Below are 26007 nucleotides of genomic sequence, written 5' to 3' on the forward strand. Positions count from 1 at the left end.
CACGGAGGTATCAATGGAATTCAATGTGGCGTTGGTGGGTAACCCCAACTGCGGCAAGACCACCTTGTTCAACGCCCTCACCGGTGCCAACCAGTATGTAGGCAACTGGCCCGGCGTTACGGTGGAGAAGAAGACGGGCAAGCTGAAGGGTCACGACGGCGTAACGGTCGTCGACCTTCCGGGCATTTACTCGCTCTCCCCCTACACGCTGGAAGAGGTCGTGGCTCGTGACTACCTGATCAACGAGCATCCCCAGGCCGTGCTGAACATCGTGGACGGATCGAACCTGGAACGTAACCTGTATCTCACCACGCAGGCCCTTGAACTGGGCATTCCCACGGTTATGGCCGTGAACATGATGGACGTCGTGGAAAAGAGCGGCGACCAGATCGATCTGGATGCCCTTTCCAAGAGCATGGGCTGCCCCGTGGTGGCCATTTCCGCCCTGAAGAACACGGGCATCGACGACGTCGTTGCCAAGCTCATGGAAGTGGCGCAGAGCTCTGCCGAGCCCCAGCGCATGCATCGCTTCGCTGCCGATGTGGAAGAATCCCTGGAGCAAATCGAAGCTGCCCTTCCCGCAGACGTGCCTGCTCACGCGAAGCGCTTCTTCGCGGTGAAGCTGTTCGAGCGCGACTCGAAGATTGCTTCGCATATGGGTGCTACGCCCAACGTTGAAGCCATCATCAAGGCTTCCGAGGAAGCTCACGACGACGATTCCGAAAGTATTATCGTCAACGAGCGCTACTCCTATATCACGAGCATCATCGATGGCTGCGTGAAGCATGCTCAGAACAAGAAGGAGCCCATCTCCGACCGCATCGACCGCGTGGTCACCAACCGTTGGCTGGCATTGCCGATCTTCGTGGTCATCATGTTCCTGGTCTACTTCATCTCCATCACCGCCGTGGGTGGCCCCGCTACCGACTGGGCTAACGATGGCCTGTTCGGCGACGGCTGGTTCATCGGCGCTGGCCAGGAAGAATACAGCGAAGTTGCCGACGAGTACGAGTCGGCTCAGAGCTCCATCGAGGCGTACACCGCTGCCGCCGCCGAGGCGGGCATCGAAGCTCCCGAGGCTCCCGCAGACGACGCAACCGAAGAAGAGCTTGCTGCGTACGATTCCGACATGAAGATGTTCGTGAGCGCGGCCGACGAGGCTGGCGTTGTCGCTACGTACGATGCATACGACGACGAGACCGGCGAGAACGAGGTTGTCGAAGTTGACGCTGCCGCCTTCGAAGAGGCGCTTACCGTCGAAGAACCCGACCCCACGCAGTATGGCATCTGGGTTCCCGGCATTCCCACGCTCGTGAGCGACGCTCTCGATGCGGGCAATGTCGACCCGCAGGTTAAGAGCCTGGTGCTCGATGGCATCGTTGCCGGCGTTGGCGCTGTTCTGGGCTTCGTTCCCCAGCTGCTCGTTCTCTTCCTCTGCCTGGCCTTCCTGGAGGGCTGCGGCTACATGAGCCGTATCGCGTTCATCCTTGACCGCGTGTTCCGTCGCTTCGGCCTGTCGGGCAAGAGCTTCATCCCCATGCTCATTGGCACGGGCTGCGGCGTTCCGGGTGTCATGGCCTCTCGTACCATTGAAAACGAGAACGATCGTCGCATGACGGTTATGACCACCACGTTCATGCCCTGCTCGGCCAAGCTCCCGATCATCGCGCTGCTTGCTGGTGCCGTGTTCGGTGGCGCCTGGTGGGTTGCCGCAAGCGCCTATTTCCTGGGCATTGCCGCCATCCTCATCTCGGGCATCATCCTGAAGAAGACCAAGGCGTTTTCTGGCAAGGCTGCTCCGTTCGTCATGGAGCTGCCGGCCTACCACCTGCCCACCGTTGGTTCTATCCTGCGTAGCATGTGGGAACGCGCCTGGTCGTTCATCAAGAAGGCCTTCACCATCATCCTGCTGGCCACCATCCTGGTTTGGTTCCTTTCCAACTACGGTGTGGTCGACGGCTCCTTTGGTCTCGTCGAGGACCAGGCCGATAGCCTCCTGGCTGCTCTGGGCAACGCCATCGCCTGGATCTTCATTCCCCTGGGTTGGGGCGATTGGCAGGCTGCCGCCGCAGCGGTCACGGGCCTCATCGCCAAGGAGAACGTCGTTGGCACCATGGGCGTGCTCTATGCGGGCGACGGCGGCTGGTACGCGAACTTCCAGGCCGCATGGCTGCCTGCCGCGGGTTACAGCTTCCTGGCGTTCAACCTGCTGTGCGCTCCCTGCTTCGCTGCCATGGGTGCTATCCGCAAGGAAATGAACAGCGCCAAGTGGTTCTGGGCTGCCATTGGCTATGAGTGCGGCCTGGCGTATGTCGTTGCGCTCGTCATCTTCCAGCTGGCTGGGCTGGCAACGGGTGAGGCTACGTTCGGCGTGGGCACCGTCATCGCCATTGCGTTGGTTGCTGCGGGTGTCTATCTGCTGGTTCGCCCGAACAAGAACGTGAACGACACGATTCGCCTGTCGGTAAACGAGCGGGCTGCTTAATAGGTTTGTTGGCCCCGTCGCTGTCGTGGCGGCGGGGCGTGTTTGGGGGAGCGCATTCGAACGAGCGCGCTCCCCATTGCGAAAGGAGGTGCGTTCGATGAGCGTGGGAACCATCATCACCCTGGTCATTGTGGCCCTCATTGCCATTCCCGGCATTCGCGCCATCGTGAAGATGTTTAGCGGCAAGGGCAGCGCCTGCAGTGATTGCAAGGGATGCTCGAGCGGAAGTTGCCCGTCATGCGACACTGCCGAGCGCATGCTCGAAGATGTCGAGAAGGCCGAAAGGCACTCTTGCTGCCATTAGCGTGTAAAGGGTTTTTCTAGGGGTGGATATCCAGTGGTTTCACGGGTAACTTCGATTGCGAAGAAGCCGGCAACGCCGGAAATACGGCATTCGGTTATAGGCCCAGGTGGCTCGGGCATTGGCGCATTGCGCGGATACGAGCTCTTTTCGGGCGTGCAGGTTGCCACGGTCGATGTCCACTCCTCTGCCTGCGATTTTCGCTCCTCGCGCAATCACGATGAAGGCGAGTTCATCATCTGCTACTGCCAGCGTGGTTCGCTGGAATACAAATGCGACGATGGACTTACGCGCAATATCGCCTCGGGCGAAACGTTCATCATTCGCATCGGCGCCATCGGTCAGGCACATTGCCGTGTGCCCCACGGCACGTTCCATGGCATCGGCGTGCTCGTTTCGCCGGCGCTTCTTAGCTCGCCCGCTCGCAAGATCGCCGATCTGTCATTCGAGCTCGACCTCGAATTGTTCTTCGAAATGCTTTCGGGCATGGGCGATTTCTTCGGCGTGCCGTGCGATCCCGCGCTTTCCCACATCTTCGCGGAGCTCTACGAAATGCTTCCGCCGAAGGACATGGGCCATATGCGCTTGAAGACCATCGAGCTGGCCCTGCTGGTGGTACGCATCCTGCAGGGCGATCGCCGCGTGCGCCTGAGTGGGGAAGAGTCCACCAATCGTCGCGCGTCCGTGGCGTATCAGGCGCAGGAAATCATGATGCGCGACATCACGCGCCAGGCCACCATCACCGAGCTTGCGCGCGAATGTCACACGTCGCCCACCGTGTTGAAGGAATCGTTCAAGCAGGTATTTGGCGTGCCCGTGTACACGTGGTACCGCACGTTCCGCATTCATCGCGCATGCGAGCTGCTGAAGGATCGCCGCGACGATTCCATTGCCGCCATCGCCGCCGAGGTGGGCTATGCAAACCCCTCGAAGTTCGCCAAGGCCTTTTCTGACTGCATGGGCACGACGCCCTACATTTGGCGCGAGAATTTGAATCGCACGAACGAAAAGTAACTGCGTTGCCGTATAGGAACGAAAAGGGCCAGAAGGCGTATGCCTCCTGGCCCTTCTTGTAGGTGCGTCGCAGCCTTTATGCCTGCGGATGATTCTTGTCCATGTAACTCTTCAGGCAATTGAACGTTTCGTCGCTGATGTAGTGCTCGACGCGGCAGGCATCGTCGACGGCGGTTTCCTCGCTGACGCCGATGGCGCGGAAGAAGCCCGAGAGCACAACGTGGCGCTCGTAGATCTTCACGGCCACTTCGCGGCCAGCATCGGTAAGCGTGATGCCGCCTGCTTCGTTCAGCGTTACGTATCCGGCGTCGCGCAGCTTGCCCATCCATTCGCTGATGGTGGGCTTCGAATAGCCCATGCGCTGGGCGATGTCGACGGCGCGTACGCGGTCGAGCTCTTCTTCCAGGTTCAGGATGGTTTCAAGGTACATCTCGGCGGATTCGTGCAGAACCAGGGGCATGGTTACCTCTTTCCAGTGAATAGAGAAGCACGGCCTTGGGGCTGGGCCCCTATGCCCGTGCGCATGATTTTAGAGTAGCTTACCACGTTTTTCGTAGGGGCTACCTCTTGGATGATTGCGGGTTGCAAACAATCATTGCGCCGCATGCTTTGGGGTGCAGCGCCAGTTCAATTCCGCGGCGAACATCATGTTCCTGCTGCGCATTTCCGATGTCATGGAAGAACATGTGAATGCCCGCACGCGTATTGCCTTGCAGGAGAGCCTGCTCACCAGGGCGGAAACGGTGTGGGGCGTGCGCGAGGCTTCTAGTCGGGGCTGCGTGGTGAAGGGTGGCAAGTTCCTGGAATCTATGGCCGTGGCCGATATTACGGTTACGAACTGCCAGTTGGTCGGGTCCCACGTTTGTTGTAAGGTAGCGTACGTGCAAGATGCCGCGAGGAAGCGAAGGAGGGCGGGGCGTGGCTACAGAGAGCGGTTCGAAGCGCGTTTCCGCATCGCGCGAAGATTATCTAGAGGCCATCGTTGAACTGGGCGGAACGCCAAAGCGGCCCATTCGTCCCGTGGACGTGGCGTCCAAGCTGGGCGTTTCCAAGGCTTCTGTAACCAAGGCAGTAGCCAGCCTGAAGGAAGCGGGCATGCTCGACCAGCCCTATTACGGCGACATTACGCTTACGAGCGATGGATACGAATATGGTAGCAAGGTTCTGGAACGCCATACCATGCTCTATGAGTTCCTCCACGACGTGCTGGGCGTTCCGGCCGAACGAGCCGATGACGAAGCCTGCCTCATCGAGCATGACATTAGCGATAGCACCGCCGAGGCCTGGATCGCCTATATGAGGAACGCGAAGCGCGCAAAGTAAGGTGCGCCAGCGTGCGAATGCATGGGGCATTCGCTTCTTTTGCCATTCATGCGGTCTTCCGTGTGGTAGAATGCGAACAAACGTTTGGTATCTACGACACGAAGGAGGCTTGGTGGAGCGGCGCGTCATTCTCGGAATCGATCCTGGTCTTGCTCACACGGGCTGGGGCGTCATCGCCCAGCGTGGCGGCAAGCTTGAATGCCTCTCGTATGGCTGCGTTGCCACGCCCTCGTCGCAGGCGCTTTCCGAACGTTTGCTCAAGATATACCAGCAGATAGGCGCAGTGGCCGAACGTTTCGCACCCACCTGCGTGGGTATCGAGACGGTCTGGTTCGGCGAAAACGTCACCGCCGCCTTTGCCACGGGGCAGGCGCGCGGGGCTGCGCTGGTTGCCTGCGCGGAACATGGCCTGCACGTGGGGGAATACACGCCTCGCCAGATCAAGCTTGCGGTTGCCGGAACTGGCTCGGCCGACAAGCGCCAGGTCCAGTACATGGTCGGGCAAATTCTGGCATTGGCTGAAGATCCGCACCCCGATCATGCGGCCGATGCCCTTGCTGCCGCCATCTGCTATACCACGCATGAAAATGCGCTTTCCGGAAAGGGGCTTCCCGTATGATTTCCTTCGCGAAGGGCGTTCTCGCCGCGAAGCTATCCGACGCCGCCATCATCGAGGTGGGTGGACTGGGCTATCACGTGGGCATGAGCGCGAATTCGGTTGCCGCGTTGCCCGAAGTGGGTCAGCCCGTGCAAGTGCATACGCATCTACAGGTGCGCGAAGATGCCCTTACCCTCTTTGGCTTCGTTTCCATAGAGGAAAAGGAACTGTTCGAACGCTTGCTTGGCGTGTCGGGGGTTGGGCCGAAGGTGGCTCTTGCGGCATTGTCTTCGTTTTCGCCCGAACAGCTTTCGAATGCCATCGTTGCGGGTGACGTAACGGCTGTTTCGCGCATCCCCGGCGTGGGCAAGAAGACGGCCCAGCGTATCATTCTGGAATTGCAGGGCGTGCTGGCTCAGCCCGCCGAAGCGCCCAAGGCTGCCGCGGCAAGCGGTGCTTACCAGTCGGCGGTGGAAGACCTGCTGGCCATGGGCTTCACGTCCGCAGAATCGGAGCTCGCCCTCAAGGGCGCTCCGCAAGATTTGTCCGAGACGAAGCTGCTTCAGTACGCGTTGAAGCGTTTGGGGGCGTAAATGAACGACGGAGTTCGCATCGAGGGCATGGTATACGACGCAAGTTCCGCCTTCGCGCCATCGGCTGCCATGGGCGGGGAAAGCCCGCGAAACCGCATGGCTTCGGCAGAGCTTCAGGAAGACGACCTGTCCCTCGATCGCAGCCTGCGTCCCCAAAAGCTAGCCGACTACCTGGGGCAAACCAAGATCAAGGAAAGCCTGGAAATTCTCATTCAGGCTGCTCAGCAGCGTGGCGATGTTGTCGACCATATCTTGTTCTCGGGTCCTCCGGGTCTGGGTAAGACCACCCTGGCCACGGTGGTGGCCAACGAAATGGGCGCTAACATCAAAACGACGAGCGGCCCCGCCATCGAGCGTACGGGCGATCTGGCGGCCATCCTCACGAACTTGGAAGACGGCGACGTGCTGTTTATCGACGAAATTCATCGCATGAACCGCATGGTTGAAGAGGTGCTCTACCCTGCGTTGGAAGACTATGCGCTCGATATCGTAGTGGGGAAGGGGCCTGCGGCCCGTTCCATCAGGCTCGATCTGCCTCGCTTCACGCTCATTGGCGCCACCACGCGCACGGGCTTGCTTACCGGCCCCCTGCGCGATCGCTTTGGCATGGCGTTTCGCTTGAACTACTACACGCCCGAAGAGCTGGCCGATATCGTTATTCGCTCCGCCGCCATTCTCGACGTGGAAGCCGAACGTGAAGGCGCGCTCGAAATCGCACGCCGTAGCCGTGGCACGCCGCGTTTGGCGAATCGTTTGCTCAAGCGCGTGCGCGACTGGGCGCAGGTGAAGGGCAGCGGCGTCATCGACGAGGATACCGCAGCTCAGGCGCTCGAATTCTTCGAGGTCGACTCCTTGGGTCTCGACTCGGTCGACAATCGCATACTCGAATTGCTGTGCCAGCAATTCGGCGGCCGTCCCGTGGGCCTTTCCACGCTCGCTTCGGCGCTTTCGGAAGACCCCGATTCCTTGGAAGACGTCTACGAGCCTTATCTCATGCAGCAGGGGCTGCTCGTACGCACGCCAAAGGGGCGCCAGGCCACGCAGCGCGCATACGATCATTTGGGCATCTTGCCTCCAGCGGGGCAGTAGGCGCGCTAGAATAGGCGCCATACGCACACGGCGAAGGGGTTGCAGTGTTTCAGCAAGACTATCTCATGAAGTTGATCATGCAGTTTATTCAGGGCATTCAGCGCAGCATGGAACGCGCGAGCAGTGAAAACGACGAAGGCGACCCTGAATCCGCCGCCGATTTGTTGGAAGCCACCATCGGCGTAGCTACGGAAATCGACGGGGGCGTGCTTTTGTCCCTTTCGCCCGATTCCATTGCGAGCGTCCTGCAAGTTTCGGGCACCGACCCGGGGGTTGCGGAGTATATTGGCCGCACTATGTTCCTGGAATCCGATTACCTTGCACGCGCTGGTCGCGCGGAAGATGCCCAGCTTCGCTTGGATCAGGCCCGTGCCCTTGCCGACGCATATGGCTTCGAACTTTCGGAAAGTCTGGGCGGCGAAGGCTCTATGCGTCAGTTTTTGCAGCAGGAACAGGCGGAATAGCCCATACGGACGGGCTGCAGCTCCGTATTCGGAAAAATATTTGCCGCCAGCGGCAAATATTCGTCCCAATATTGTTTCTTTAGTGTACAGTTTGCATTTGTAGCGACTGCTACGCTCAACGCGCAGGCCAGCGCGCTGTGGGAAGTAAATCTCCACAAGGGGATGGATGAAAAGAGGAAACATGGCCGAAGGTACCGTGAAGTGGTTTGGCGGCAAGACTCCCGAGGGGAAGACTCGCGGATACGGGTTCATCACGCAGGATGGTGGCGATGACCTGTTCGTCTACTACAAGGAAATCGAAAAGGACAAGCCTGGCTTCAAGACGCTGGAAGAGGGACAGCGTGTAAGCTTCGACGTGGAGCCCGGCCAGAACGGCAAGATGCAGGCCGTTAACGTCTGCAAGCTGTAAATGCCGGCGCCGAGCGCAATGAAGCCAAATGCGCTCACGTTAACGCATGTGAAACGGTGGGGGTATATAATGCCCCTACCGTTTTTTGTTTAGAGGAGTACTCAATGGAATTTGTCGGAACGTTTTGGTCGCTCGTACCGCCGATCGTTGCCATCGTCCTGGCGCTCATTACCAAGGAAACGTTTAGCTCGCTGTTCGTGGGCATCCTGGTTGGCGCCATGCTGCTGGCATCGTTCGACCCCATCAACACGGTCAACTACGTCATCGCGGGAACCGTAGGCGAAGGCGATAGCGCCATGAGCGTCGGCTTCCTGAACGCCATCAGCGATTCCTGGAACGCGGGCATCTTCGTGTTCCTGGTCATGCTGGGCATCATGGTTGCCCTGGTGAATACCGCAGGCGGTTCGTCTGCATTCGGCTCGTGGGCTGCTCGCCACATCAAGACGCGCGTGGGCGCTATGCTCGCCACGTTCCTGCTGGGCGTGCTTATCTTCATTGACGACTACTTCAATTGCCTTACGGTGGGCGCCGTCATGCGCCCCGTTACCGACGAGCAGAAGATTTCGCGTGCGAAGCTGGCCTACATCATCGATTCCACGGCGGCGCCCATCTGCATGATCGCGCCCATTTCCTCGTGGGCGGCAGCGGTTTCCGCCACGGCGGCCGACCTGGATACCGGCGTTACGGGCATTCAGCTGTTCGTGCAGGCCATCCCCTATAACTTCTACTCGCTGCTCACGATTGTGTTCGTGGTGGCCATCTGCATCATGGGCTTCGACTACGGCCCCATGGCAAAGGCCGAATTCGAGGCGTATCGCAGCGGTCAGCTGGGTGCGCTTACCAAGGAAGAGCGCCAGGAGAACGAGCGCGCTTCGTTGCTCGACATGCTCATTCCCGTGCTGCTGCTCATCGTATTCTGCGTAATTGGCATGCTCTACGTGGGTGGTTTCTGGGATGCCGAATCGGAAGCGTACATGGATCTGTCTGCGGCATTTGGCGGCACCGACGCTTCGGTGGGCTTGCCTTGGGGTTCGCTCATCGCACTCATTCTGAGCTTCGTTTACCTGTTGTGCCGTCGCGTTATCGACTTCAAGGGCGCAACCGATTGCTTCATCTCGGGTTTCCGCGCCATGGTGCCCGCACTTATGGTGCTCACGTTCGCCCTTACCCTGAAGCTCGCCACTTCGGCCCTGGGTGCCGACGCCTACGTCGCCGGCCTTATGGAAGGTGCGGCCGAGGGCCTGTACGCCCTGCTGCCTGCCATCATCTTCCTGGTTGGCCTGGGTCTGGCATTTGCCACGGGTACTAGCTGGGGCACGTTCGGCATCCTCATTCCCATCGTGCTGCCCATCTTCGCCACTGCCCCCGATCTGCTTACCATTGGCATCTCCGCGTGCCTGGCTGGCGCGGTGTGCGGCGACCATTGCTCGCCCATTTCCGATACTACGGTTATGGCGAGCGCGGGCGCGAACGTGAATCACATTCAGCATGTGTCCACGCAGCTGCCGTACGCGCTTTCGGTGGCGGGCGTTTCGTTCGTCTGCTTCCTGCTTGCAGGCTTCGTGCGCAACTGGGCAATCTGCTTGGCCATTGGCGTGGTGCTTGTTATCGTCATGCTGCTCGTGCTGAAACGTACGATTGGCCGCACCGTTACTGCGGAACCGGCTGCCGAATAGCGCAAGCCGCAGTTAGCTCGCAAAACGAATCGAGCCCCGGGCGCATGCGCTCGGGGCTCGTTGCATATGGGGGCGTAGCGTGCGCTACTGAATGAACATCGCGTCGCCGAAGCTGAGCATGCGGTATTCGCTATCGATGGCGTGCTTGTACGCGTTCATGATGTAGTCGCGGCTGCTGAATGCGCTTACGAGCATCATGAGAGTGCTGCGCGGCACATGGAAGTTCGTGACCATGGCGTCGACTACGTGGAACGTGCTTCCCGGCAGCAGGAACAGGCTCGTGTGGGCGGCGTCGCGCGCCTTCAGCTCGCCTGCCTCGGCATCCCAGGCGCTTTCCAGGCTGCGCACGCTCGTGGTGCCTACGGCGATGACGCGGTGCCCGTTTGCATGGGCTTCGTTGCACGCGTCCACGACATGCTGCGGCACCGTATAGGTTTCGGTGTGCATGGCATGCGTGGTGGGGTCTTCCTCTTCCACGATGCGGAAGGTGTCAATGCCCACCTGCAGTTCCACGGTTTCCCAGCGCACGCCCTTCTGCTTCAGGCGCTCGATGAGCTCGGGCGTGAAGTGCAGGCCTGCAGTGGGTGCGGCAGCCGAAGATTCGCGGCGAGAATAAACGGTCTGGTACATTTCCTCGTCGCCTTCGTAGCCCTTGATGTAGGGCGGAAGCGGCGTGTGACCTACGGCGTGTACCGCCTCGTCAAGCGTGGGGAAGGCCTCGGTGGTCAGGTTCACGATACGCTCGCCCTTGCCGTCTTCCTTGAAGTCGATGACCTCAGCGGACAGGATGACCTTGCCTTCGGCATCGGTGAAGTCAACGATTGCGCCAGGCTTCAGGCGCTTGCCCGGACGCACGAGCGCTTCCCAGGCAGACGATACGTTGGTGGCGATCTTGCCTGCATGCGGACGCAGCAGGAAGACCTCGGCCGCGCCGCCGGTGCCTCGCTTGGCGCCCAGCAGGCGAGCGGGCATCACGCGCGTTTCGTTGGCCACGAACACGTCTCCTGGCTGGGCGTATTCGTAAATATCGCGGAAGATGCGGTCCTGCAGCTCTCCCGTTTTGCGGTCCATGACCAGCATGCGGCATTCGTCGCGTACGGGCCAGGGCGCCTGCGCGATGCACTCTTCGGGAAGTTCGTAATCGAAATCGCTGGTTTTCACTATGCCTCTTCGCTTTCTTCGGATGGTATGTGTTGCATGGTTGCATGCTCGGGTTGTGCTTGAGCTGCGGCTTCGGCCTTGGCAGCTGCGCGGGCGGCATTGCGGGCCGCCTTCTTTGCGCGCTGCTTCGCATCGTATGCCGCGCGTTTGGCGTTGCGCTCGGCGCGCTCGTGGGCTTCGGCTGCCTCGCGCTCTGCGTTCTGGCGCGCTCGTTGGGCCTTGCGGGCCGCGCGTTCGGCATCGGCCTCTGCCTTGGAATAGGCGCAACCGCAGTAGTTCTGGCGGTACATGCCCGCCTCGCGGCTGCGACGAGTTGCCTCGGGGTAGTATGGGCGGAAGTCTTGCCAGATGGGGGTAAGGTTCCAGCGGTCGCAGACGTCCACGAGTTCTTCGTGGCAGATGTCGAACAGCTGGTAGGGGCTTACCGCCAGGGTGGTGGACAGAGCTTCGAAGCCATGCGTCGCCGCGTAGGCTGCGGCCTCTTCCAGGCGCATGTGATAGCAACGGCGGCAGCGTTCTGTGCGGGGGCCGCCCGTAAGCTGGATGACGCCGGCGAATTCGTGCCATGCCGCAGGGTCGTAGGGGAAGTCCACGACGGGAATACCCTCTTCGTTAGCCCAGGTGAGCAGCGTCTGCAGGCGATGGTCGTATTCCTCGCTCGGCTGTATGTTCGAGTTCGCGAACGCGATGGTGATGTCGTGCCCCTCTTCCAGGAGCAGGCGCACGGGTTCGAGCGAACATGGTCCGCAGCAAGCGTGTAGCAGTAGTTTCATGCGAGCCCCTTCCCGTGTGTCGCGCGCGTTCTTTCCGTTCGCCATACTAGCACGCGCCCTTTGCGCGAACCCGTCCTGCCACAGTATGAGCATTCTGCAGCGTGCTCGCGTAAGGTGCGTTGCGTCCGCGTCCCTGTCTTGGCTTCCTTTTTCAGAAAAGGAAGGGTTTTCGGCTGAAATGCGGCTTGATTTCCAGCCTTTAGATCTCCAACCTGGGGAAACGATACCTCCGCATGTTGCCGGGCTTGCCTTTTCTGAAAAAGGCACTGCACTATGGGGTGCCTACCCGTTTCCGCAGTTTTCGCGTGGTCGCTTTGTTCGTGGCCGTACGTGTGCGAGTATCGAATACGAGAAACAGGAAAGGGGTGTGCGCATGACTGCATCGGCGCCATATGACGCGATATTCTTTGACATGGACGGCACGTTGCTGCCCATGCCCGTGCGTCAGTTTCTCGATCGCTATTACGAAATCTTAGAGCGCAAGCTGCGTAACGCTGGTAAGGATGCCAAGCTCTACATCCACTGCCTCGATCGCGGTATGCATGCCATGAGCAGCCATTCCCCCGAGGAAACGAACGCCGATGCGTTCTGGCGCATGTTCGCGCAGGCGCACGAAGACGAGGAATGCCCGCTGAACGCCCGCGAGCTGGCGGAAGCGCGTGACTTCTTCTTCGATTTCTACCAGAACGATTTCGACGAATGCGGGCGCGGCATCGTCCCAAATCCGCATGCGGCCGAAGCGGTGCGCATCCTTGCGGAAAAGGGATACCCGCTGTACCTGACCACCATGCCGCTGTTCCCCTTGGAGGGCGTGCTTGCGCGTCTGCGCTGGGCAAACGTCGATCCGTCCTATTTCGCGCGCATCACGCGCTTCGACAACAGCACGGCGGTAAAGCCCCAGACGGCCTACTACTACGAGAACCTGGCCATCGCGGGTGCCGAACCTGGCCGCGTGCTTATGGTGGGGAACAACACCATCGACGACCTGGCGTGCCTGGAAACGGGCATGGATGCCTACCTGGTCACCGACGACCTCATCAACGATAACGGCTTCGATATTGCCACGGTGAAGCATGGAACCATGGAAGAGTTCGCTGCTTGGGTGCGTGACCTGCCCGTTTGCGAGAGTAAGCGCGCTTTGGAGGGCTATCCCGATCGCTCTCCGCTCGACGGCGGCATCAGCATCGCGCATGGCCGCGACGCCATGCCTCAGCCCCTGTGGGATGAGAATGAACGCATGAGGATAACAACCACGGCTTCCTAGCCGTTGCAACTAACGGAAGATAGAAAGAAGACTATGGCCCTATTTGACGTAACCATTGAGGCGCGCAGTGGCAACGCCCGCGCGCTCACGTTCGAAACGGCGCACGGAACGGTGCGCACGCCCATGTTCATGCCCGTTGGCACGCATGCCACGGTGAAGGGCATTACCGTCGACGTGCTGCACGAGCTGAAAAGCCAGGTCGTGCTTGCGAATACCTATCATCTGTACATGCGTCCCGGCGTCGAGATCATCGAAGAGGCCGGTGGCGTGCAGAAGTTCATGAACTACGACGGCCCCATGCTCACCGACTCGGGCGGATTCCAGCTGTTTAGCCTGAATCACATGATGAAGACCGACAACGACGGCGTGAACTTCAAGGCGCTCGATTACGACGGCAGCAAGCATCGTTGGACGCCCGATATCAACATGGACATCCAGCAGCGCATTGGCGCCGACATCGCCATGCAGCTCGACCAGTGCATTGGCTATCCGGCCGAAAAGCACGACGTCGCCGCGTCCACGAAGCTTTCCTGGGAATGGGCCGAGCGTTGCCTGATGGCGCATACACGTCCCGATCAGGGCCTGTTCGGCATCGAGCAGGGTGGCATGCATATGGATCTGCGTCTGGAGAGCGCGAAGCGCCTGATGGAAGCGGAAGAGCGCGCCAAGGCGGCGGGCATGCGCGGGTTTGCCGGCTTCGGCATTGGCGGCTATTCCGTGGGCGAAGACCACGAGGTCATGTTCGAAACGCTGGGCGAGGCCACGCGTGCGCTTCCGGAAGATCGTCCCCGCTACCTCATGGGCGTGGGCAATCCCACCACGCTCGTGCGCGCCGTGCGCGAGGGTGTGGACATGTTCGACTGCGTGCTTCCCACGCGTACGGGCCGCATGGGCACGGCGTTTTCCAGCCAGGGTCGCATGAACCTGCGCAACGCAAAGTACGCGCACGACTTCACGGCGCTCGATCACGAGTGCGATTGCCCTGTGTGCCGCAACTACAGTCGCGCGTACCTGCGTCACCTGGTGAAGCAGAACGAGATGCTGGGCGGCATGCTGCTTTCCGAGCACAACCTATACTTCCTCATCCACCTTATGGAAAAGGCGCGCGAAGCCGTTCTGGCCGATGCGTACGAGGAATTCTACGAGGCGTGGATGGCCAGCGCGGGCGCGAACGACTACTAGGATCGCTCCGCACCGCGTGGGCCAACGTAATTGCTACTTCGATGGGCTCCAATGGGGCCCATCGCGCGTTATGCGGTTGGAGCGTTCTCCTTGTTGTGACATAATGCAATGTTAACCGCGGTTTTGTATGCGGTTAAACGGGGCAAGGGGCCCCGAATACGGGAAACAAAGGGAATCTAATGGCAGAATCTAATACCAAGAAGCGCAAGCATGTAAGCGGCAACAACCGCCGCAACGTCTGGCTGCTCATCTTGCTCACCCTCCTCGTGGTGGGCTCGGTGTTCATGTTCATGCCGCCGCAGGAAAAGATCAACCAGGGCCTGGATATCCAGGGCGGTCTTTCCGTGGTGCTTACCGCAAACAGCACCGATGGCGACAGCGTGAGCCAGGAAGACATGGAAATCAGTCGCGACATCATCGAGTCGCGCGTTAACGCCTTGGGTGCTTCGGAAGCCACCGTTCAGATTCAGGGCAATAACCAGATTCTGGTTCAGATTCCTGGCATCTCCGACACCCAGGAAGCGCTCGATACCATCGGGCGTACCGGTAACCTGGAATTTGCGCGCCTCGACTCGTTCACCGATGCAGACGTGCAGCAGAAGATTGATTCTGGCAATCTGACCACGTCAACCACCGTTACCGACGACTACGGCAATACGCTTCCCTCGGAAGGCGGCTCCCAGCTTACCGTTGAAGAGGGCACGTACACGCCCATCGTAACGGGCGCAAACATCCAGAGCGTCACCATCGACAAGCAGAGCGAGGGTAGCCCGTACTACGCGGTCAACATTTCGCTCGACGCCGAAGGCACACAGGCATTTGCCGAGGCCAGTGCCGACCTGGTCGATGACCACGGCAAGATCGTCATTATCCTCGACGGCGTGGTGAACTCCGCTCCCGCCGTGCAGTCCGAAATCACCACGGGCCAGGTGTCCATCACCGGCAACTACTCGCAAGACGAGGCCAAGGCGCTGAAGACGGTGCTCGAAAGCGGTTCGCTGCCCGTGAGCTTCACCTACGCGCAGAGCCAGACGGTAGGCCCCACGCTCGGTCAGGACGCCCTGGCATCTGGCGTGCTCGTGGCTCTGGCTGGCATCCTGCTGGTTATGCTCTACCTGCTGTTCTTCTATCGTGGCCTGGGCATGATCACCGCCGCCGCTATCGCGGTGTTCTCGGTGCTGTATCTGGGCTTGCTCGCCACGCTTTCTCATTTCGGCCTGTTTAGCCTGTCCCTTTCCGGCGTTGCCGGCATCGTTCTTACCATTGGTATGGCGGCCGACTCGTCCATTCTTACCTTGGAGCGCTTCAGGGAAGAGATTCGCTTCGGTCGCAGCGTACGCGCGGCATCCATCACGGGCGTTCGTCACGGCATCCTGACCTCCATCGACGCCGACTTGGTGTCTTTGGTTACGGCTCTGTCGCTGTTCTTCCTGGCTTCCAGTGGCGTCAAGGGCTTCGGCCTCACGCTGGCGCTGGGCATTATGTGCGACATCGTGATGATGCTCGTCTTCAAGGCTCCGCTCATCCGCCTGCTTGCCCCGCGTGCCATCGCGAAGCATCCGGGCTTCTGGGGCGTGAGCGATTGCCAGGCTGCCGCTGGCGTGTACAAGGAGCTTTCGGAAGCCGAAGGCGAAACGGTTGAGACTGCCGTTTCCCTCGAGGCCATCAACTCTGCCGACAACGAGACCTACGCGACCCGCAAGGGCGGCGAGCGCGGCACGGCTGCTGCGCAGGCCGCTTCCAAGGTGAAGGGTCGCTTCATCAAGCACGACATCAACTTCCTGGGCTACCGCAAGGTGTTCCTCACCGTTGCCGCCGTCGTCATGGTGCTCAGCGCCGTGATCATTGGCGTACGCGGCCTGAACCTGGGCATTGAGTTCATTGGCGGTACCAGCATCACGTTTACCGATACGGGCAGCGTGACCACCGACCAGATGCGCAGTGCGTTTGCCGAAGCGGGCGAACCCGATGCCGTCATCCAGACCACCGCGAACAATGGCGAGGCTGGCTTCATCGTGCGCACCACGAATGCCGATGCTGCGGAGTCGGCTGGCGAGGCCATGACGGTTGCCAACAGCCTGGGTCTTTCTTCCAATAACTTCCAGGTGAGCACTATCGGTCCCGACTGGGGCACGAGCGTCATCCAGGCCATGTTCATTGCCCTCATCGTGTCGTTCATCCTGATCATCGTCTACATTGCGCTGCGCTTCCGCCAGTACAAGATGGGCGTTACCGCCATTGTGGCCCTGGTGCACGACATCTTGCTTGTTGTGGGCATCTACGCCCTGGTTGGACGCGAGATTAACCCCAACGTGGTTGCTGCACTGCTTACCATTCTGGGTTACTCGCTCTACGACACGGTGGTCGTGTTCCACCGCATTAGCGACAACATGGAGCATTCTGAAGTGCCTTGCACGTTCATGACCATGGCAAATCACTCTATGAACCAGGTGTTCATCCGCTCCATCAACACCACGCTCACGTCGATCATCCCGGTATTCGCCATGCTGCTGTTCGGTAGCGAAACGCTGCAGGACTTCGCGTTCGCCATGGTAATCGGCCTGCTCGCCGGTGCGTATTCGTCCATCGCCATCGCCTGCCCGCTGTTCGCCATTTGGAAGTCTCGCGAGGAAAAGAACGTGAACCTCACGAAGAAGTACGGCAACGAGGTCGGTCGCTTTGCCACGTCGCGTGGCTCGCTTACCTATGCTGCTCCCGAAAAGGAAGCGGAAGCGGCGAAGCCCGCTGTGGCCGTAGCCGAAAAGGAAGCTTCCGCTCAGCCGAAGCAGCAGGAGCAGGCCGAGCAGAAATCCGCAGCGCAGATTGCCAAGGAAAAGCGTGCGGCTGCGCGTAAACAGGCGAAGAAAAAGAAGACGCATGAGGCTGCTCAGCCTGAGATTCGCATCGTCGATCGCGAGAAATTCGAAGAGGCGTCCGAGGAGGCTGCGAAGCATACGTCGGAGGGCGCTGAAGAGTAGTCGCTCTTTACGTGGGTCTCTTGAACCGGGCTGGGGTGTACCTGGCCCGGTTTTTTCGTGCCCGCATTACGAGGCCGCAACGGAATTCTTCCTTTGCTGTGGTGCCGCCGCGTGCGCGAGCCGTAGGGGCTGGCAAGGCGCTACTATGGTAGTTGCAATTACGAATACGACCGCGCTATGGCGCGTGAAAGGATAGGGTTATGAGGACTGGAAGCGCACCGAATTTTGCCCCGCCCGAGCAGGAGGGTACGGTCTTTACGTTCGAGGACGAGAAGGGCGAGCAGGTTAACCTGGAGTTCCTGGGCCTCATTCTCATGAACGAGGCTCGTTATGGCTTCTTCTTCCCCGTTACGGAAGACGAGCCCGCATTGTCTTCGGGCGAGATTCTGGTTATGGAAGTCACCGAACTTGACGAAGAGGGCCAGCCCCTGGCATTCGAGCTCGTCACCGAGGAGGATACGGCCATCGCCGCCTATAACGAGTTCAAGATTGCCGCGAAGGACCTGTACGACTTCGAATAGGGCATGAAGTTGGAAGGCCTGGATGGGCCCCGCCTGGCATGTGCCAGTTTGGGGTCATCCAGGCCTTTTCTATTTCATTGGGTTGTGGGGCTATAGCCCTGCCACGCGCATCGCGATAACTGCAACGACGAGGCACGCTACGGCGATTGCCCCGCGCGCGTCGACGCTCGTGAATGCGAGTGGCTTCAGCTTCGTGCGGCCTTCTGCGCCGTGGTAGCAGCGCGCGTCCATGGCCGCGGAAAGCGTTTCAGCATGACGAAACGCGCTGGTAAACAGCGGGATCATGAGGCTTGTCAGGCTCGAGATGCCACCCCTCAGTGGGCTGGTGGCAAGCTTCGCTCCGCGCGAGAGCTGGGCGGCGCGAATGGTGTGTAGCTCGGTAACGAACTGCGGCACGAAGCGCAATGCAATGCCCATGATCATGCTGAACTCATGGGCGGGGAAGCCTATGCGGCGCAGCGGCGCCAGAACCGCTTCGATGCCGTCGGTAAGGTCGAGTGTGGTGGTGGTAAGCGTGAGCAGGCTGGCGTCAATGAGCAGCAGCGTAAGGCGAATGCCCAGGAATACGGCGTTGTGTATGCCTGCTTGGCTGATCTGCAGTGGGCCTGCGGTAACGTAGACCGTGCCGCCTTGCACGAAGAAGACGTTGAGCAGGGCCGTGATGATCACGATGAAGAACAGCGGCCCGATGGAGCGCACGGCCTGGGGCAGGGGAATGCGCGCGATAAGGATGCATGCAAGCAGAAATGCCGCGCAAAGGCCCAATGCGGCGTATGAGCTGGCGCAGAAGATGGCCACCATCACGAGCACCACGAACGTAAGCTTGGCGCGCGAATCCATGCGATGCAGGGGGCTTTCGCCCGACCAGTATTTGCCGAACAGCGCCCTATTCATGGGCTGCCTCGTAGAGCGATGCGATGGCGTCTGCAAGCTCGGCGGCCGTGTAGAGCCCATTATGTGCGGGCAATGCCACGCCTTCGCTGGCTAGGGTGTTTGCCAAGTGCTGCGCTGCGGGCACTCCCAGGCCGATTCCCTTGCAGGCTTCCGCATCAGCGAATACCTCATCGGGCGTGCCGAGCGCGAATTCTTCGCCGCGATTTAGAATGAGGATGCGGTCGCAGAAACGGGCCAGGTCGTCCATGTCGTGCGACACCATGACCACGGTAAGGCCCTCGTTGTGGTGCAGGCGCTGGATGAATGCAAGGAATTCCTCGCGTGCGTGAGGGTCCAGGCCCGCTACGGGCTCGTCTAGGATGAGCGTCTTCGGTTGCATGGCAAGTACGCCCGCAAAGGCAACGCGACGCTGCTGACCTCCCGAAAGCTCGAAGGGACTTATGTCGCGTAGTTGCTCGGGGTCGAGTTCGACGAGTTTCATGGCCTCGGCGTAGCGACGTTCGACTTCCTCGCCGGAAAGGCCCATGTTACGCGGACCGAAGGCTACGTCCTCGAATACCGTTGCGGCGAACAGCTGATGCTCGGGATACTGGAAGACCACGCCTACGTGCGAGCGCGCTTTTGTGGCGGCGTTCTTTTCCGAAATGTCCACGCCATCGACCAGCACGTAGCCACGCGAGGGCTGCAGCAGCCCGTTCATATGCTGAATGAGCGTGCTCTTGCCGCTGCCAGTGTGCCCGGCGATGCCGAAGAACTCGCCGTCGTTCAGGGTGAAGCTCACGTTGTGAAGCGCCCAATAGGCCGAGGGCGCATTGCCCCAGTCGGCGGGTACCTCGGCGGGCTCGTTGCGCTTCTTGCGCGCGCGTTTCCCTTCGGCGGTACGGTACGTATAGCTGACGTTCTGGAATTCGATCATGCCTGGCCGCCTTCCCCCGCGAGCAGCGCGCGTACCTCGCGTGCGAGCTCTTCTTCGGACATGCACACGGGTACGGGTACGCCGCGTTTCTGGAGCAGAAGGCTCATATGCGCTGCGAAGGGCGTGTCCAGATGCAGATGCGCTAGCTTGTCTATCTGGGAAAACACTTGGCTTGGCGTGCCGGAAAGAGCAACGGTGCCTGCCTCCATCACGAATACGCGATCGGCTTGCGCGGCTTCTTCCATGAAGTGGGTGATCATGATGACCGTCATGCCCTCGTCGTTCAGCTCGTGCGCCACGCGCAGCAGGCCCGCACGACCGCGCGGGTCGAGCATGGCGCTTGCTTCGTCGAGGATGAGGATGCGTGGTTGCATGGCGAGCACGCCGGCAATGGCCACGCGTTGTTTCTGCCCGCCCGAAAGGGCCGTGGTCTCGCGGAGCTCGAAGCCCTGCAGGCCCACGCGTTCAAGCGCTTGGGTTACGCGTTCACGTAGTTCGGGATTGGGAATGCCCAGATTTTCCGGGCCAAAGGCAACGTCGTCCTCGATGAGGCTGGCTACCAACTGATCGTCGGGATTCTGGAATACCATGCCCGCCTTGCTGCGGATGAAGTACGTTTCCTGGGCGTCGGACGTGGCGCGACCCAGGACGTGCACCGAGCCCGAATCGGGTGCGAGCAGGGCGTTGACGTGCTTGGCGAGCGTGCTCTTGCCGCTGCCATTGCCACCCAGGATGGCAATGAACTCACCCTCTTGGATTGCGAGGTCGATGCCATTTAGGACCAGGCGTTCGCCGTCGTACGTGAACGTGGCCTCCTGAAAGTCGACTATGGGGCAGGACTGGCTAGTGGCCATAGCTATCGGCCTTTCACCTGGCTCTTCTTAGGCGTGATGAGGTTGCTGATGGACTTGTAGACCACCAAGGTGAGCACCGAGTTGATAACGCTCTTCGCAATGTTGAACGGCAGGAGCGCGGGCAGGATCAGGCCGGCAACCGCTTCCAGGGGCATGCCCAGGTAGAACGGATCGATGATCAGGTTCGACACGATGGCGGCAGCAGTCATGCAGACGATGCCCACGAGCAGGCCGATAACGGCGCCGGCAAACGTATGCTTGCGGGCGTAGATGGCGGCGCTGGGGCCAACCATGGCGATGATGACGATGACGTTCATGAGGCCGCCTACCCAGTCGCCCATGATCATGGCGTGGATAAGCGCGCTTACGATGCCCACGACGATACCGGCTACGGGGCCGTATGCGAAGCCGCTCACCATGGCGGGCATGGCGGAGGCGTCGAATTTCAGCCAGGTGATGCCGGGGATGATAGGGAATTCGATGAAGCTCAGGATCACGCTGATGGCGCACATGAGGGCCATGATTACGAGTTCCTTCGTCTCCCAGCGGTTGGTGTTCTGCATCGTAGGCATGCGGTCTTCTTTCCCTGTGAATGCTTATGATTCGCAAGCGCTCATTATAGCGTAGCCATATGCAGGCATTGGATAGGGAGCGCCTGCCTCCGCATACGACACGGAATGTGCGCTTTATCATGATGGGGTGCGCGAATGGCCGTAAACACGTATACTTTTGACCTGTTATGGATATTATCGCGATACTCAACCAAATTGATGCATTCGTATGGGGGCCGGTCATGATCTGCCTGCTCCTCGGGTCGCATCTTTTCCTGTCGTTCCGTACGGGGTTCATTCAGCGCAAGCTTCCCACGGCCATTAGGCTTTCGGTTGCCCAAGATGAAGACGCTGAAGGCGACGTGAGCCAGTTCGGCGCTCTTGCCACGGCACTTGCCGCAACGGTGGGCACGGGTTCCATCGTGGGCGTTGCCACGGCCATTCTGGCGGGCGGCCCGGGTGCCGTGTTCTGGATGTGGATCACGGGCGTCTTCGGCATGGCAACCAAGTACACGGAAGTCTACGCGGCCGTGAAGTACCGCGTGAAGGATTCCCGTGGGGAAATGCTTGGCGGTGCCATGTATGCCTGGGAGCGCGCGTTCAAGCGCCCCGACGGCACCACGCCTCGCTGGGCGCATGCGGGCGCCGTTTTGTTCTGCCTGTTCGCCATTGTCGCTACGCTGGGCACGGGTAGTGCCGTGCAGTCTGCGGCTATGACGGGCATCATCGAGTCGAGCTTCCCTGGCGTGCCCGCAGCGGCAATCGCCATCATCATCGCGCTGTGCGTGGCACTCGTCATCTTCGGTGGCGTGAAGTCCATCGCGCGCGTGTGCGAAAAGCTCGTTCCCATCATGGCGGTGGTGTACGTGCTGGGCTGCGCCATCATCATGATCCTGAATGCTCCGTATGTCGGTCCTGCCATTTCCACCATCTTCGAATGCGCGTTTACGCCCAAGGCTGCCTTTGGTGGTGCCGTGGGTAGCGGCATCATGGTGGCTCTGCAGTATGGCTGCGCGCGCGGCCTGTTCAGCAACGAGGCCGGCCTGGGCACCGCTCCCATCGTGGCGGCTGCTGCCGCTACGCGCAATCCCGCGCGCCAGGCTCTGGTTGCCATGACGGGCGCGTTTTGGTCTACGGTTGTCATCTGCGCTATCACGGGCATCGTGCTTACGTCCACGCTGCTCGCGAACCCTGGAATCATCGATGGCGGCACCATTACGGAAGGTGCGGCCCTGGCAAGTGCCGCGTTCAGCAGCATTCCGTACGTGGGAACGCCCATTCTGGTGCTGGGCATGGTGAGCTTTGCGTATTCCACCATCTTGGGTTGGAGCTACTACGGCAATCGCTGCGTGGTGTACCTGTTTGGCCAGAAGGGCACGCGTCCCTACCAGGTTATCTACGTATTGGTTGGCATTGCTGGCGCCCTGGGCGTGGGCGATGTGGTTTGGACGATCAGCGACATCGGCAACGCGCTCATGGTCATTCCCAACATCATCATCGTGCTGGCCCTGTCGGGCGTCATCGCACGTGATACGAAGCATTATGTCTACGACGGCCACCTCGACGAGGCCGAAGACGTGGAAATCCGAGGCTTCGGTAGTTTGTGTGACAAGGGGCTAGCCTAGGCAGCAACGCTCTTCGCTCCCTTCACGCCCTTCTTCCTCGCCTTCACCGGGCGACCCGGGAGCTGGGGCTGGCAGTCGCCGCACCTGAGCATGAGCAGGGCCACGAGGTTGTCGGTGTTGCGGAAGCCGTAGCCCATCCTCACCGTCACCTTGATCTTGTTGTTGATGGCCTCTACGCGCCCGTTGCTGATGCCGAGCTCGACTGCGGCGATGATGTCGTCGCGCCGGCGGCGCACCTTCTTCTCCACGGCGACGACCTTGGCGATCTTGCAGTAGGCGGCCCTGTGCATCCAGTCGTCGAGCAGCTCGGCGGCCTCGGAGCCGTCGGCTGCCCGGAAGACGGCCCGCAGGTCCTCCTTGAGCTCCCAGGCCCTGACCAGCCGCGAGCCGGCCCTCTTCTTGAGCGCCTCGAGCCTCGCCCTCTGGCCGTCGGTGAGGTCCTCGGGGTTCTTCACGAGCGCGTAGCGGCTGCCCTTGATGGAGGCCGCCTCCTCCTCGAGCGCCCTGACCTCCTCGGGCGGCAGCTCGCCTTTGGCAGGCCTGCCGCGCTTGCCCTCGGGCCTGGGCCTGGCGGCCCTGGCGGCGGCCCTGGCGGCGTTCCACTCCTCGCAGCGCACGGCGTCGAGCGCGTCGTTCATCCACTGGACCACGTGGAAGGGGTCCATGACCCACCTCGCGTTGGGGCAGCGGCGCTTGACCAGCTGCCTTATCCACCTCGCGCCGTCGGCGGTCACCACCTCTATGGCGCGCCTCTGCTCGCGCGTGAGCTCGTCGAGGAACAGGTTGAGCACGTCCTTGCCGGTGCCCTCGTGCGCCCAGATGAGGCAGCCGCGGTCGTGGTCGACGACCACCGTGACGTACTTGTGGCCCTTCTTGTACGACGTCTCGTCGATGCCGATGCGGCGCACGCCGTCGAACCTCGAGGCGCCGCGCGCGGCCTCCAGCTCGGCGTAGACGCGCCTGCACACGCCGCCCACGCTGTGCCACTCGACGCGGGCGAGCTCGGAGACCGCCGAGGCGGTGCAGCGGACCGCCAGCCACGCCACCCAGTCCTCGAAGTCACGCGTGAAGCGCGCCCCGTGCCGCGCCCAGGGGACGGCCTCGGTGCGCACGCCGTGCTCCGGGCAGCGCACCCTGCAGGGCGCGTACTCCAGGTAGCAGGCCGAGCGCGCCAGGTCCATCGCCCTCCACAGCCTGGGGGCCCCGCGGTTCGCCATGTCGTAGAAGTCGCAGGCCCTGCCGCATACGGGGCAGCGGCGCTGCTCGCGCTTGTAGGGCCGGACGCTCACGACGATGCGCTCGGCCTCGATGCGCGCGCCCAGGACGACCGTGCGGGCCAGACCGAGGGCGAGAAGTAGTAGACTCTTCATGCGTCACACCTCTTCGGTTGTCTGAATTTGGCTTAGCAATCATAGGCGGATGACGCGGAAACGGCCCCTCCCGGGGCCGTTTCAGTTCCAGATCGTTGTTTTCGCCCGCTGAGCTGGGCCTATGCCGGAATCTCTCCCACAGAAACCACCGAAGAGCCGGAAATCCCCGTGGTGAGTGCGCGCTAGGGCGTACGGATGCCCGCGGGGCTCAAGTAAACGATACGAGGCGGCTCATGCGGGCCGCCTCGTTGCTTTTCTGGGAACTTACCTGGTCTTGTACGAATGCGCCAGGTCGATGAGCTCCTGCTTCTTATGGATGCCCAGCTTCGTGTACAGGCGCTTCATGTGCGTACGCACGGTGTTTTCCGAAATGTAGAGCTGCTCGGAGATGCTGGGCACCGTGTTGCCTTGGCATACGAGCTTGACCACCTCGGCCTCGCGATTCGACAGGCCGAAATCGCGTTGCAGCAGTTTGGCCTGCTTGTCGATTCGGTCGCGCCAGCCGTTGCTCGTGGTGCTCGGCTGCGAGAAATCGGAAAGGTCGCCCGCGGGCTCCACTTTCGCCTGCTCCATGGGAGGGGTGGCCTCTATTTCCTGCGCGGCATCCTGGTTGGCGGTCTGCGGTGCTGACAGGCGGGGTGCGCGTGGCGTGATGAGCTCGATATGGTCGTCGCTGAACATATCGGCCTGTTCCTTCTTGAAGTCGATGGTGCTCACGAAGAACATGAGCGCCAGCAGGTAGATGGTGACCACGGTGGTGAAGATGATGGGGTCCGTTCCGGAAAGGGCCATCTGGTCGCCCGCGCTGCCGATGAGGAAGCCCATATCGTGCATGGCGTACACGATGCCTCCAATGGACCCGAAGGCGTATACGGGGTGAATGCCCTGGTCGCGTGCAAACTGAGCCGTTTGCAGCATAACGAGTAGGGTGGCGATGGCGTAGAGCGCGTACGGGCCGGCCGCCAACCATCGCATGTAGCCCTCGGGGCAGAGCGGCACGATAACGAGTGCAGTGATGACCAGGGGGAACACCACGCGATAAAGACGCGTGATGCTGAGGTTCAGGCCACGCGCACGCCAGAAATACAGCAAGACGGACGCTGCGGCCAGCATGCCCAACATGGATAGGATGTTCACGAGCGAGCCGATGCTGGGGTTGTCGATGGCAAGCGCGCGCATGATGCCCGCGCAAAATGCCAGGGCGCCAATGGCCAGCGTGGCGCGCATGGTGCCGCGGATGAGGCGAGCGTACACGCGCCTGTTTTCGCGCGGGCTGTCCATGAACATAGGCTGCGCGAAGTCAATTTCCCTGTTCTTGAGCGTGAGGGCTAGGCCGAATAGCGGAAGGAACACTACGGGGATGAGGAATGCGGTAACGGCGCGCGGAATGAGGTAGAGGGCTGCGTAGATAATGGCAGCGTATACGGCGCCGGCAATCATCGCGCGCGTGCCCTGGTCGGGTTCGGTGCTGGCGAAGTAGCGCTGCCAGAGCAAGTAGAATTCCGCTGCGCCACCGCCCAGCAGCACGCCTGCGGCAATAAGCAGCGGCAGGGCGAAGTCGTATGCGTAGATGGATGCGATGAGGCAGATCCACCCGAGGCCGTACGACGTGGAGGCCCCCGACGTGGTAAGCATGAAGATGCGTTGCACGTGCGAAACGTATACCAGGCGCGCACAGATGAGGAACATCACGAAGAACGAAACGGATTGCGCAAAGTAGAACCAGAAGAGCAATTCATGCGTTTGGTTTTCCAGGGGCAGGAACGGGAACACGCCGCCCCATACGCTTGCCGCATTGATGGCTAGGAAGAGCGCGAAGCCGAGGATGGCAACCGATGGCCGCAGAGCCTGTTCGATGCTTTTTCGCATACCCCTCCTTTCCCCCGTAGATATTGTAACCGATGGTGTGTTGCGCACGCAGTATAGCGCGACCGCTTGGGCTATGGGTACATGGGTGACGCAATCT

The 26007-nt window shown here is 60.7% G+C and carries 25 protein-coding genes; 16 read left to right on the forward strand and 9 right to left on the reverse strand.

The genetic code is table 11. The features are described from left to right. The first annotated feature begins 13 nt into the window (after positions 1 to 13). The 3 genes from feoB to AAY81_RS01045 all read left to right on the forward strand — a co-directional run bounded on the left by feoB (position 14) and on the right by AAY81_RS01045 (position 3800). Positions 14 to 2485 (forward strand): ferrous iron transport protein B, encoded by a 2472-nt coding sequence (gene feoB, locus AAY81_RS01035; protein WP_066660328.1) that lies wholly within the window; start codon positions 14 to 16, stop codon positions 2483 to 2485. A 97-nt stretch (positions 2486 to 2582) separates the two neighbouring features. Continuing rightward, complete coding sequence (locus tag AAY81_RS01040; RefSeq protein WP_066660335.1) at positions 2583 to 2789, forward strand: FeoB-associated Cys-rich membrane protein; 207 nt, start codon at positions 2583 to 2585, stop codon at positions 2787 to 2789. Positions 2790 to 2822: 33 nt separating this feature from the next. Next, positions 2823 to 3800: a helix-turn-helix domain-containing protein gene (locus AAY81_RS01045; RefSeq protein ID WP_143117395.1), complete on the forward strand. Its 978-nt coding sequence runs from the start codon at positions 2823 to 2825 to the stop codon at positions 3798 to 3800. A 76-nt stretch (positions 3801 to 3876) separates the two neighbouring features. Here AAY81_RS01045 and AAY81_RS01050 read toward each other — a convergent pair whose 3' ends face one another. Further along, positions 3877 to 4260 carry a metal-dependent transcriptional regulator gene (locus AAY81_RS01050; protein WP_205630836.1) on the reverse strand — a complete coding sequence of 128 codons (384 nt, stop codon included), beginning with the start codon at positions 4258 to 4260 and terminating at the stop codon, positions 3877 to 3879. 154 nt (positions 4261 to 4414) lie between these two features. On the opposite strand from AAY81_RS01050, the gene AAY81_RS10345 reads away from it, so the two are divergent. The 8 genes from AAY81_RS10345 (at position 4415) to AAY81_RS01085 (ending at position 9952) form a co-directional block, all read left to right on the forward strand. After that, positions 4415 to 4786: a hypothetical protein gene (locus tag AAY81_RS10345; RefSeq protein WP_143117396.1), complete on the forward strand. Its 372-nt coding sequence runs from the start codon at positions 4415 to 4417 to the stop codon at positions 4784 to 4786. Next, on the forward strand, positions 4719 to 5123 hold the full coding sequence (locus tag AAY81_RS01055; protein ID WP_240480602.1) for a metal-dependent transcriptional regulator: 405 nt from the start codon (positions 4719 to 4721) through the stop codon (positions 5121 to 5123). Before AAY81_RS10345 ends, AAY81_RS01055 begins: the two co-directional genes overlap by 68 nt. A gap of 112 nt (positions 5124 to 5235) precedes the next feature. Beyond that, positions 5236 to 5742: a crossover junction endodeoxyribonuclease RuvC gene (gene ruvC, locus AAY81_RS01060; protein WP_082867780.1), complete on the forward strand. Its 507-nt coding sequence runs from the start codon at positions 5236 to 5238 to the stop codon at positions 5740 to 5742. Further along, a complete protein-coding gene (gene ruvA, locus AAY81_RS01065) occupies positions 5739 to 6314 on the forward strand; it encodes a Holliday junction branch migration protein RuvA (protein WP_066660343.1) in 576 nt (191 codons plus the stop codon). Before ruvC ends, ruvA begins: the two co-directional genes overlap by 4 nt. After that, complete coding sequence (gene ruvB, locus AAY81_RS01070; RefSeq protein WP_082867781.1) at positions 6315 to 7403, forward strand: Holliday junction branch migration DNA helicase RuvB; 1089 nt, start codon at positions 6315 to 6317, stop codon at positions 7401 to 7403. It begins immediately after the preceding gene. Positions 7404 to 7447: 44 nt separating this feature from the next. Continuing rightward, positions 7448 to 7867, forward strand: coding sequence for a hypothetical protein (locus AAY81_RS01075; protein WP_066660346.1), 420 nt, complete (start codon positions 7448 to 7450; stop codon positions 7865 to 7867). Between the two features lie 181 nt (positions 7868 to 8048). Continuing rightward, entirely contained in the window at positions 8049 to 8276 is a 228-nt protein-coding gene (locus AAY81_RS01080; RefSeq protein ID WP_066660349.1) for a cold-shock protein, read from the forward strand. A 104-nt stretch (positions 8277 to 8380) separates the two neighbouring features. After that, complete coding sequence (locus tag AAY81_RS01085; protein WP_066660354.1) at positions 8381 to 9952, forward strand: Na+/H+ antiporter NhaC family protein; 1572 nt, start codon at positions 8381 to 8383, stop codon at positions 9950 to 9952. 84 nt (positions 9953 to 10036) lie between these two features. Here the strand turns inward: AAY81_RS01085 and queA are convergent, their stop codons facing one another. Together queA and AAY81_RS01095 are read right to left on the reverse strand one after the other, a co-directional pair. Continuing rightward, complete coding sequence (gene queA / locus AAY81_RS01090) at positions 10037 to 11113, reverse strand: tRNA preQ1(34) S-adenosylmethionine ribosyltransferase-isomerase QueA (RefSeq protein ID WP_066660357.1); 1077 nt, start codon at positions 11111 to 11113, stop codon at positions 10037 to 10039. Continuing rightward, the gene (locus AAY81_RS01095; RefSeq protein WP_066660360.1) at positions 11113 to 11886 is read right to left on the reverse strand and encodes an epoxyqueuosine reductase QueH; all 774 of its coding nucleotides are present in this window, start codon (positions 11884 to 11886) and stop codon (positions 11113 to 11115) included. The genes queA and AAY81_RS01095 overlap by 1 nt, the downstream gene beginning before the upstream one ends. Positions 11887 to 12259: 373 nt before the next feature. Between AAY81_RS01095 and AAY81_RS01100 the strand changes: the two genes are divergently transcribed. The 4 genes from AAY81_RS01100 (at position 12260) to AAY81_RS01115 (ending at position 17831) form a co-directional block, all read left to right on the forward strand. Next, the gene (locus AAY81_RS01100) at positions 12260 to 13150 is read left to right on the forward strand and encodes an HAD family hydrolase (protein ID WP_066660363.1); all 891 of its coding nucleotides are present in this window, start codon (positions 12260 to 12262) and stop codon (positions 13148 to 13150) included. Between the two features lie 33 nt (positions 13151 to 13183). Continuing rightward, complete coding sequence (gene tgt, locus AAY81_RS01105) at positions 13184 to 14332, forward strand: tRNA guanosine(34) transglycosylase Tgt (RefSeq protein WP_066660366.1); 1149 nt, start codon at positions 13184 to 13186, stop codon at positions 14330 to 14332. A 179-nt stretch (positions 14333 to 14511) separates the two neighbouring features. Then, entirely contained in the window at positions 14512 to 17310 is a 2799-nt protein-coding gene (locus AAY81_RS10060; RefSeq protein WP_074777339.1) for a protein translocase subunit SecDF, read from the forward strand. Positions 17311 to 17510: 200 nt separating this feature from the next. Then, positions 17511 to 17831 carry a DUF1292 domain-containing protein gene (locus tag AAY81_RS01115; protein ID WP_066660367.1) on the forward strand — a complete coding sequence of 107 codons (321 nt, stop codon included), beginning with the start codon at positions 17511 to 17513 and terminating at the stop codon, positions 17829 to 17831. Between the two features lie 90 nt (positions 17832 to 17921). Here the strand turns inward: AAY81_RS01115 and AAY81_RS01120 are convergent, their stop codons facing one another. The 4 genes from AAY81_RS01120 to AAY81_RS01135 are packed head-to-tail and all read right to left on the reverse strand — an operon-like array spanning position 17922 to position 21067. Continuing rightward, positions 17922 to 18725, reverse strand: coding sequence for an energy-coupling factor transporter transmembrane component T family protein (locus AAY81_RS01120; protein WP_066660369.1), 804 nt, complete (start codon positions 18723 to 18725; stop codon positions 17922 to 17924). Next, on the reverse strand, positions 18718 to 19641 hold the full coding sequence (locus tag AAY81_RS01125; protein WP_066660372.1) for an energy-coupling factor transporter ATPase: 924 nt from the start codon (positions 19639 to 19641) through the stop codon (positions 18718 to 18720). The genes AAY81_RS01120 and AAY81_RS01125 overlap by 8 nt, the downstream gene beginning before the upstream one ends. Beyond that, positions 19638 to 20495 (reverse strand): energy-coupling factor transporter ATPase, encoded by an 858-nt coding sequence (locus tag AAY81_RS01130; RefSeq protein ID WP_240480603.1) that lies wholly within the window; start codon positions 20493 to 20495, stop codon positions 19638 to 19640. Before AAY81_RS01130 ends, AAY81_RS01125 begins: the two co-directional genes overlap by 4 nt. 2 nt (positions 20496 to 20497) lie before the next feature. Continuing rightward, the gene (locus AAY81_RS01135) at positions 20498 to 21067 is read right to left on the reverse strand and encodes an ECF transporter S component (protein WP_066660375.1); all 570 of its coding nucleotides are present in this window, start codon (positions 21065 to 21067) and stop codon (positions 20498 to 20500) included. A gap of 167 nt (positions 21068 to 21234) precedes the next feature. Here AAY81_RS01135 and AAY81_RS01140 point away from each other — a divergent pair, with 167 nt between their 5' ends. Further along, the gene (locus tag AAY81_RS01140; RefSeq protein ID WP_066660377.1) at positions 21235 to 22671 is read left to right on the forward strand and encodes an alanine/glycine:cation symporter family protein; all 1437 of its coding nucleotides are present in this window, start codon (positions 21235 to 21237) and stop codon (positions 22669 to 22671) included. Here the strand turns inward: AAY81_RS01140 and AAY81_RS01145 are convergent. Together AAY81_RS01145 and AAY81_RS01150 are read right to left on the reverse strand one after the other, a co-directional pair. Beyond that, entirely contained in the window at positions 22668 to 24041 is a 1374-nt protein-coding gene (locus AAY81_RS01145) for an ISL3 family transposase (protein WP_066660379.1), read from the reverse strand. The genes AAY81_RS01140 and AAY81_RS01145 overlap by 4 nt on opposite strands. A gap of 264 nt (positions 24042 to 24305) precedes the next feature. After that, a complete protein-coding gene (locus tag AAY81_RS01150) occupies positions 24306 to 25910 on the reverse strand; it encodes a helix-turn-helix domain-containing protein (RefSeq protein WP_169815772.1) in 1605 nt (534 codons plus the stop codon). Positions 25911 to 26007 lie beyond the last annotated feature (97 nt).

The organism is Denitrobacterium detoxificans, from assembly GCF_001643775.1.
GTDB lineage: Bacteria > Actinomycetota > Coriobacteriia > Coriobacteriales > Eggerthellaceae > Denitrobacterium > Denitrobacterium detoxificans.

Bases quoted from the DNA above. Each gene is read 5' to 3' on its own strand.
- feoB (WP_066660328.1), top strand. From the start codon at position 14: ATGGAATTCAATGTGGCGTTGGTGGGTAACCCCAACTGCGGCAAGACC.
- AAY81_RS01040 (WP_066660335.1), top strand. From the start codon at position 2,583: ATGAGCGTGGGAACCATCATCACCCTGGTCATTGTGGCCCTCATTGCC.
- AAY81_RS01050 (WP_205630836.1), bottom strand. From the start codon at position 4,260: ATGCCCCTGGTTCTGCACGAATCCGCCGAGATGTACCTTGAAACCATC.
- ruvA (WP_066660343.1), top strand. From the start codon at position 5,739: ATGATTTCCTTCGCGAAGGGCGTTCTCGCCGCGAAGCTATCCGACGCC.
- ruvB (WP_082867781.1), top strand. From the start codon at position 6,315: ATGAACGACGGAGTTCGCATCGAGGGCATGGTATACGACGCAAGTTCC.
- AAY81_RS01080 (WP_066660349.1), top strand. From the start codon at position 8,049: ATGGCCGAAGGTACCGTGAAGTGGTTTGGCGGCAAGACTCCCGAGGGG.
- AAY81_RS01085 (WP_066660354.1), top strand. From the start codon at position 8,381: ATGGAATTTGTCGGAACGTTTTGGTCGCTCGTACCGCCGATCGTTGCC.
- AAY81_RS01095 (WP_066660360.1), bottom strand. From the start codon at position 11,886: ATGAAACTACTGCTACACGCTTGCTGCGGACCATGTTCGCTCGAACCC.
- AAY81_RS01100 (WP_066660363.1), top strand. From the start codon at position 12,260: ATGACTGCATCGGCGCCATATGACGCGATATTCTTTGACATGGACGGC.
- tgt (WP_066660366.1), top strand. From the start codon at position 13,184: ATGGCCCTATTTGACGTAACCATTGAGGCGCGCAGTGGCAACGCCCGC.
- AAY81_RS10060 (WP_074777339.1), top strand. From the start codon at position 14,512: ATGGCAGAATCTAATACCAAGAAGCGCAAGCATGTAAGCGGCAACAAC.
- AAY81_RS01115 (WP_066660367.1), top strand. From the start codon at position 17,511: ATGAGGACTGGAAGCGCACCGAATTTTGCCCCGCCCGAGCAGGAGGGT.
- AAY81_RS01120 (WP_066660369.1), bottom strand. From the start codon at position 18,725: ATGAATAGGGCGCTGTTCGGCAAATACTGGTCGGGCGAAAGCCCCCTG.
- AAY81_RS01125 (WP_066660372.1), bottom strand. From the start codon at position 19,641: ATGATCGAATTCCAGAACGTCAGCTATACGTACCGTACCGCCGAAGGG.
- AAY81_RS01130 (WP_240480603.1), bottom strand. From the start codon at position 20,495: ATGGCCACTAGCCAGTCCTGCCCCATAGTCGACTTTCAGGAGGCCACG.
- AAY81_RS01135 (WP_066660375.1), bottom strand. From the start codon at position 21,067: ATGCCTACGATGCAGAACACCAACCGCTGGGAGACGAAGGAACTCGTA.
- AAY81_RS01140 (WP_066660377.1), top strand. From the start codon at position 21,235: ATGGATATTATCGCGATACTCAACCAAATTGATGCATTCGTATGGGGG.
- AAY81_RS01145 (WP_066660379.1), bottom strand. From the start codon at position 24,041: ATGAAGAGTCTACTACTTCTCGCCCTCGGTCTGGCCCGCACGGTCGTC.
- AAY81_RS01150 (WP_169815772.1), bottom strand. From the start codon at position 25,910: ATGCGAAAAAGCATCGAACAGGCTCTGCGGCCATCGGTTGCCATCCTC.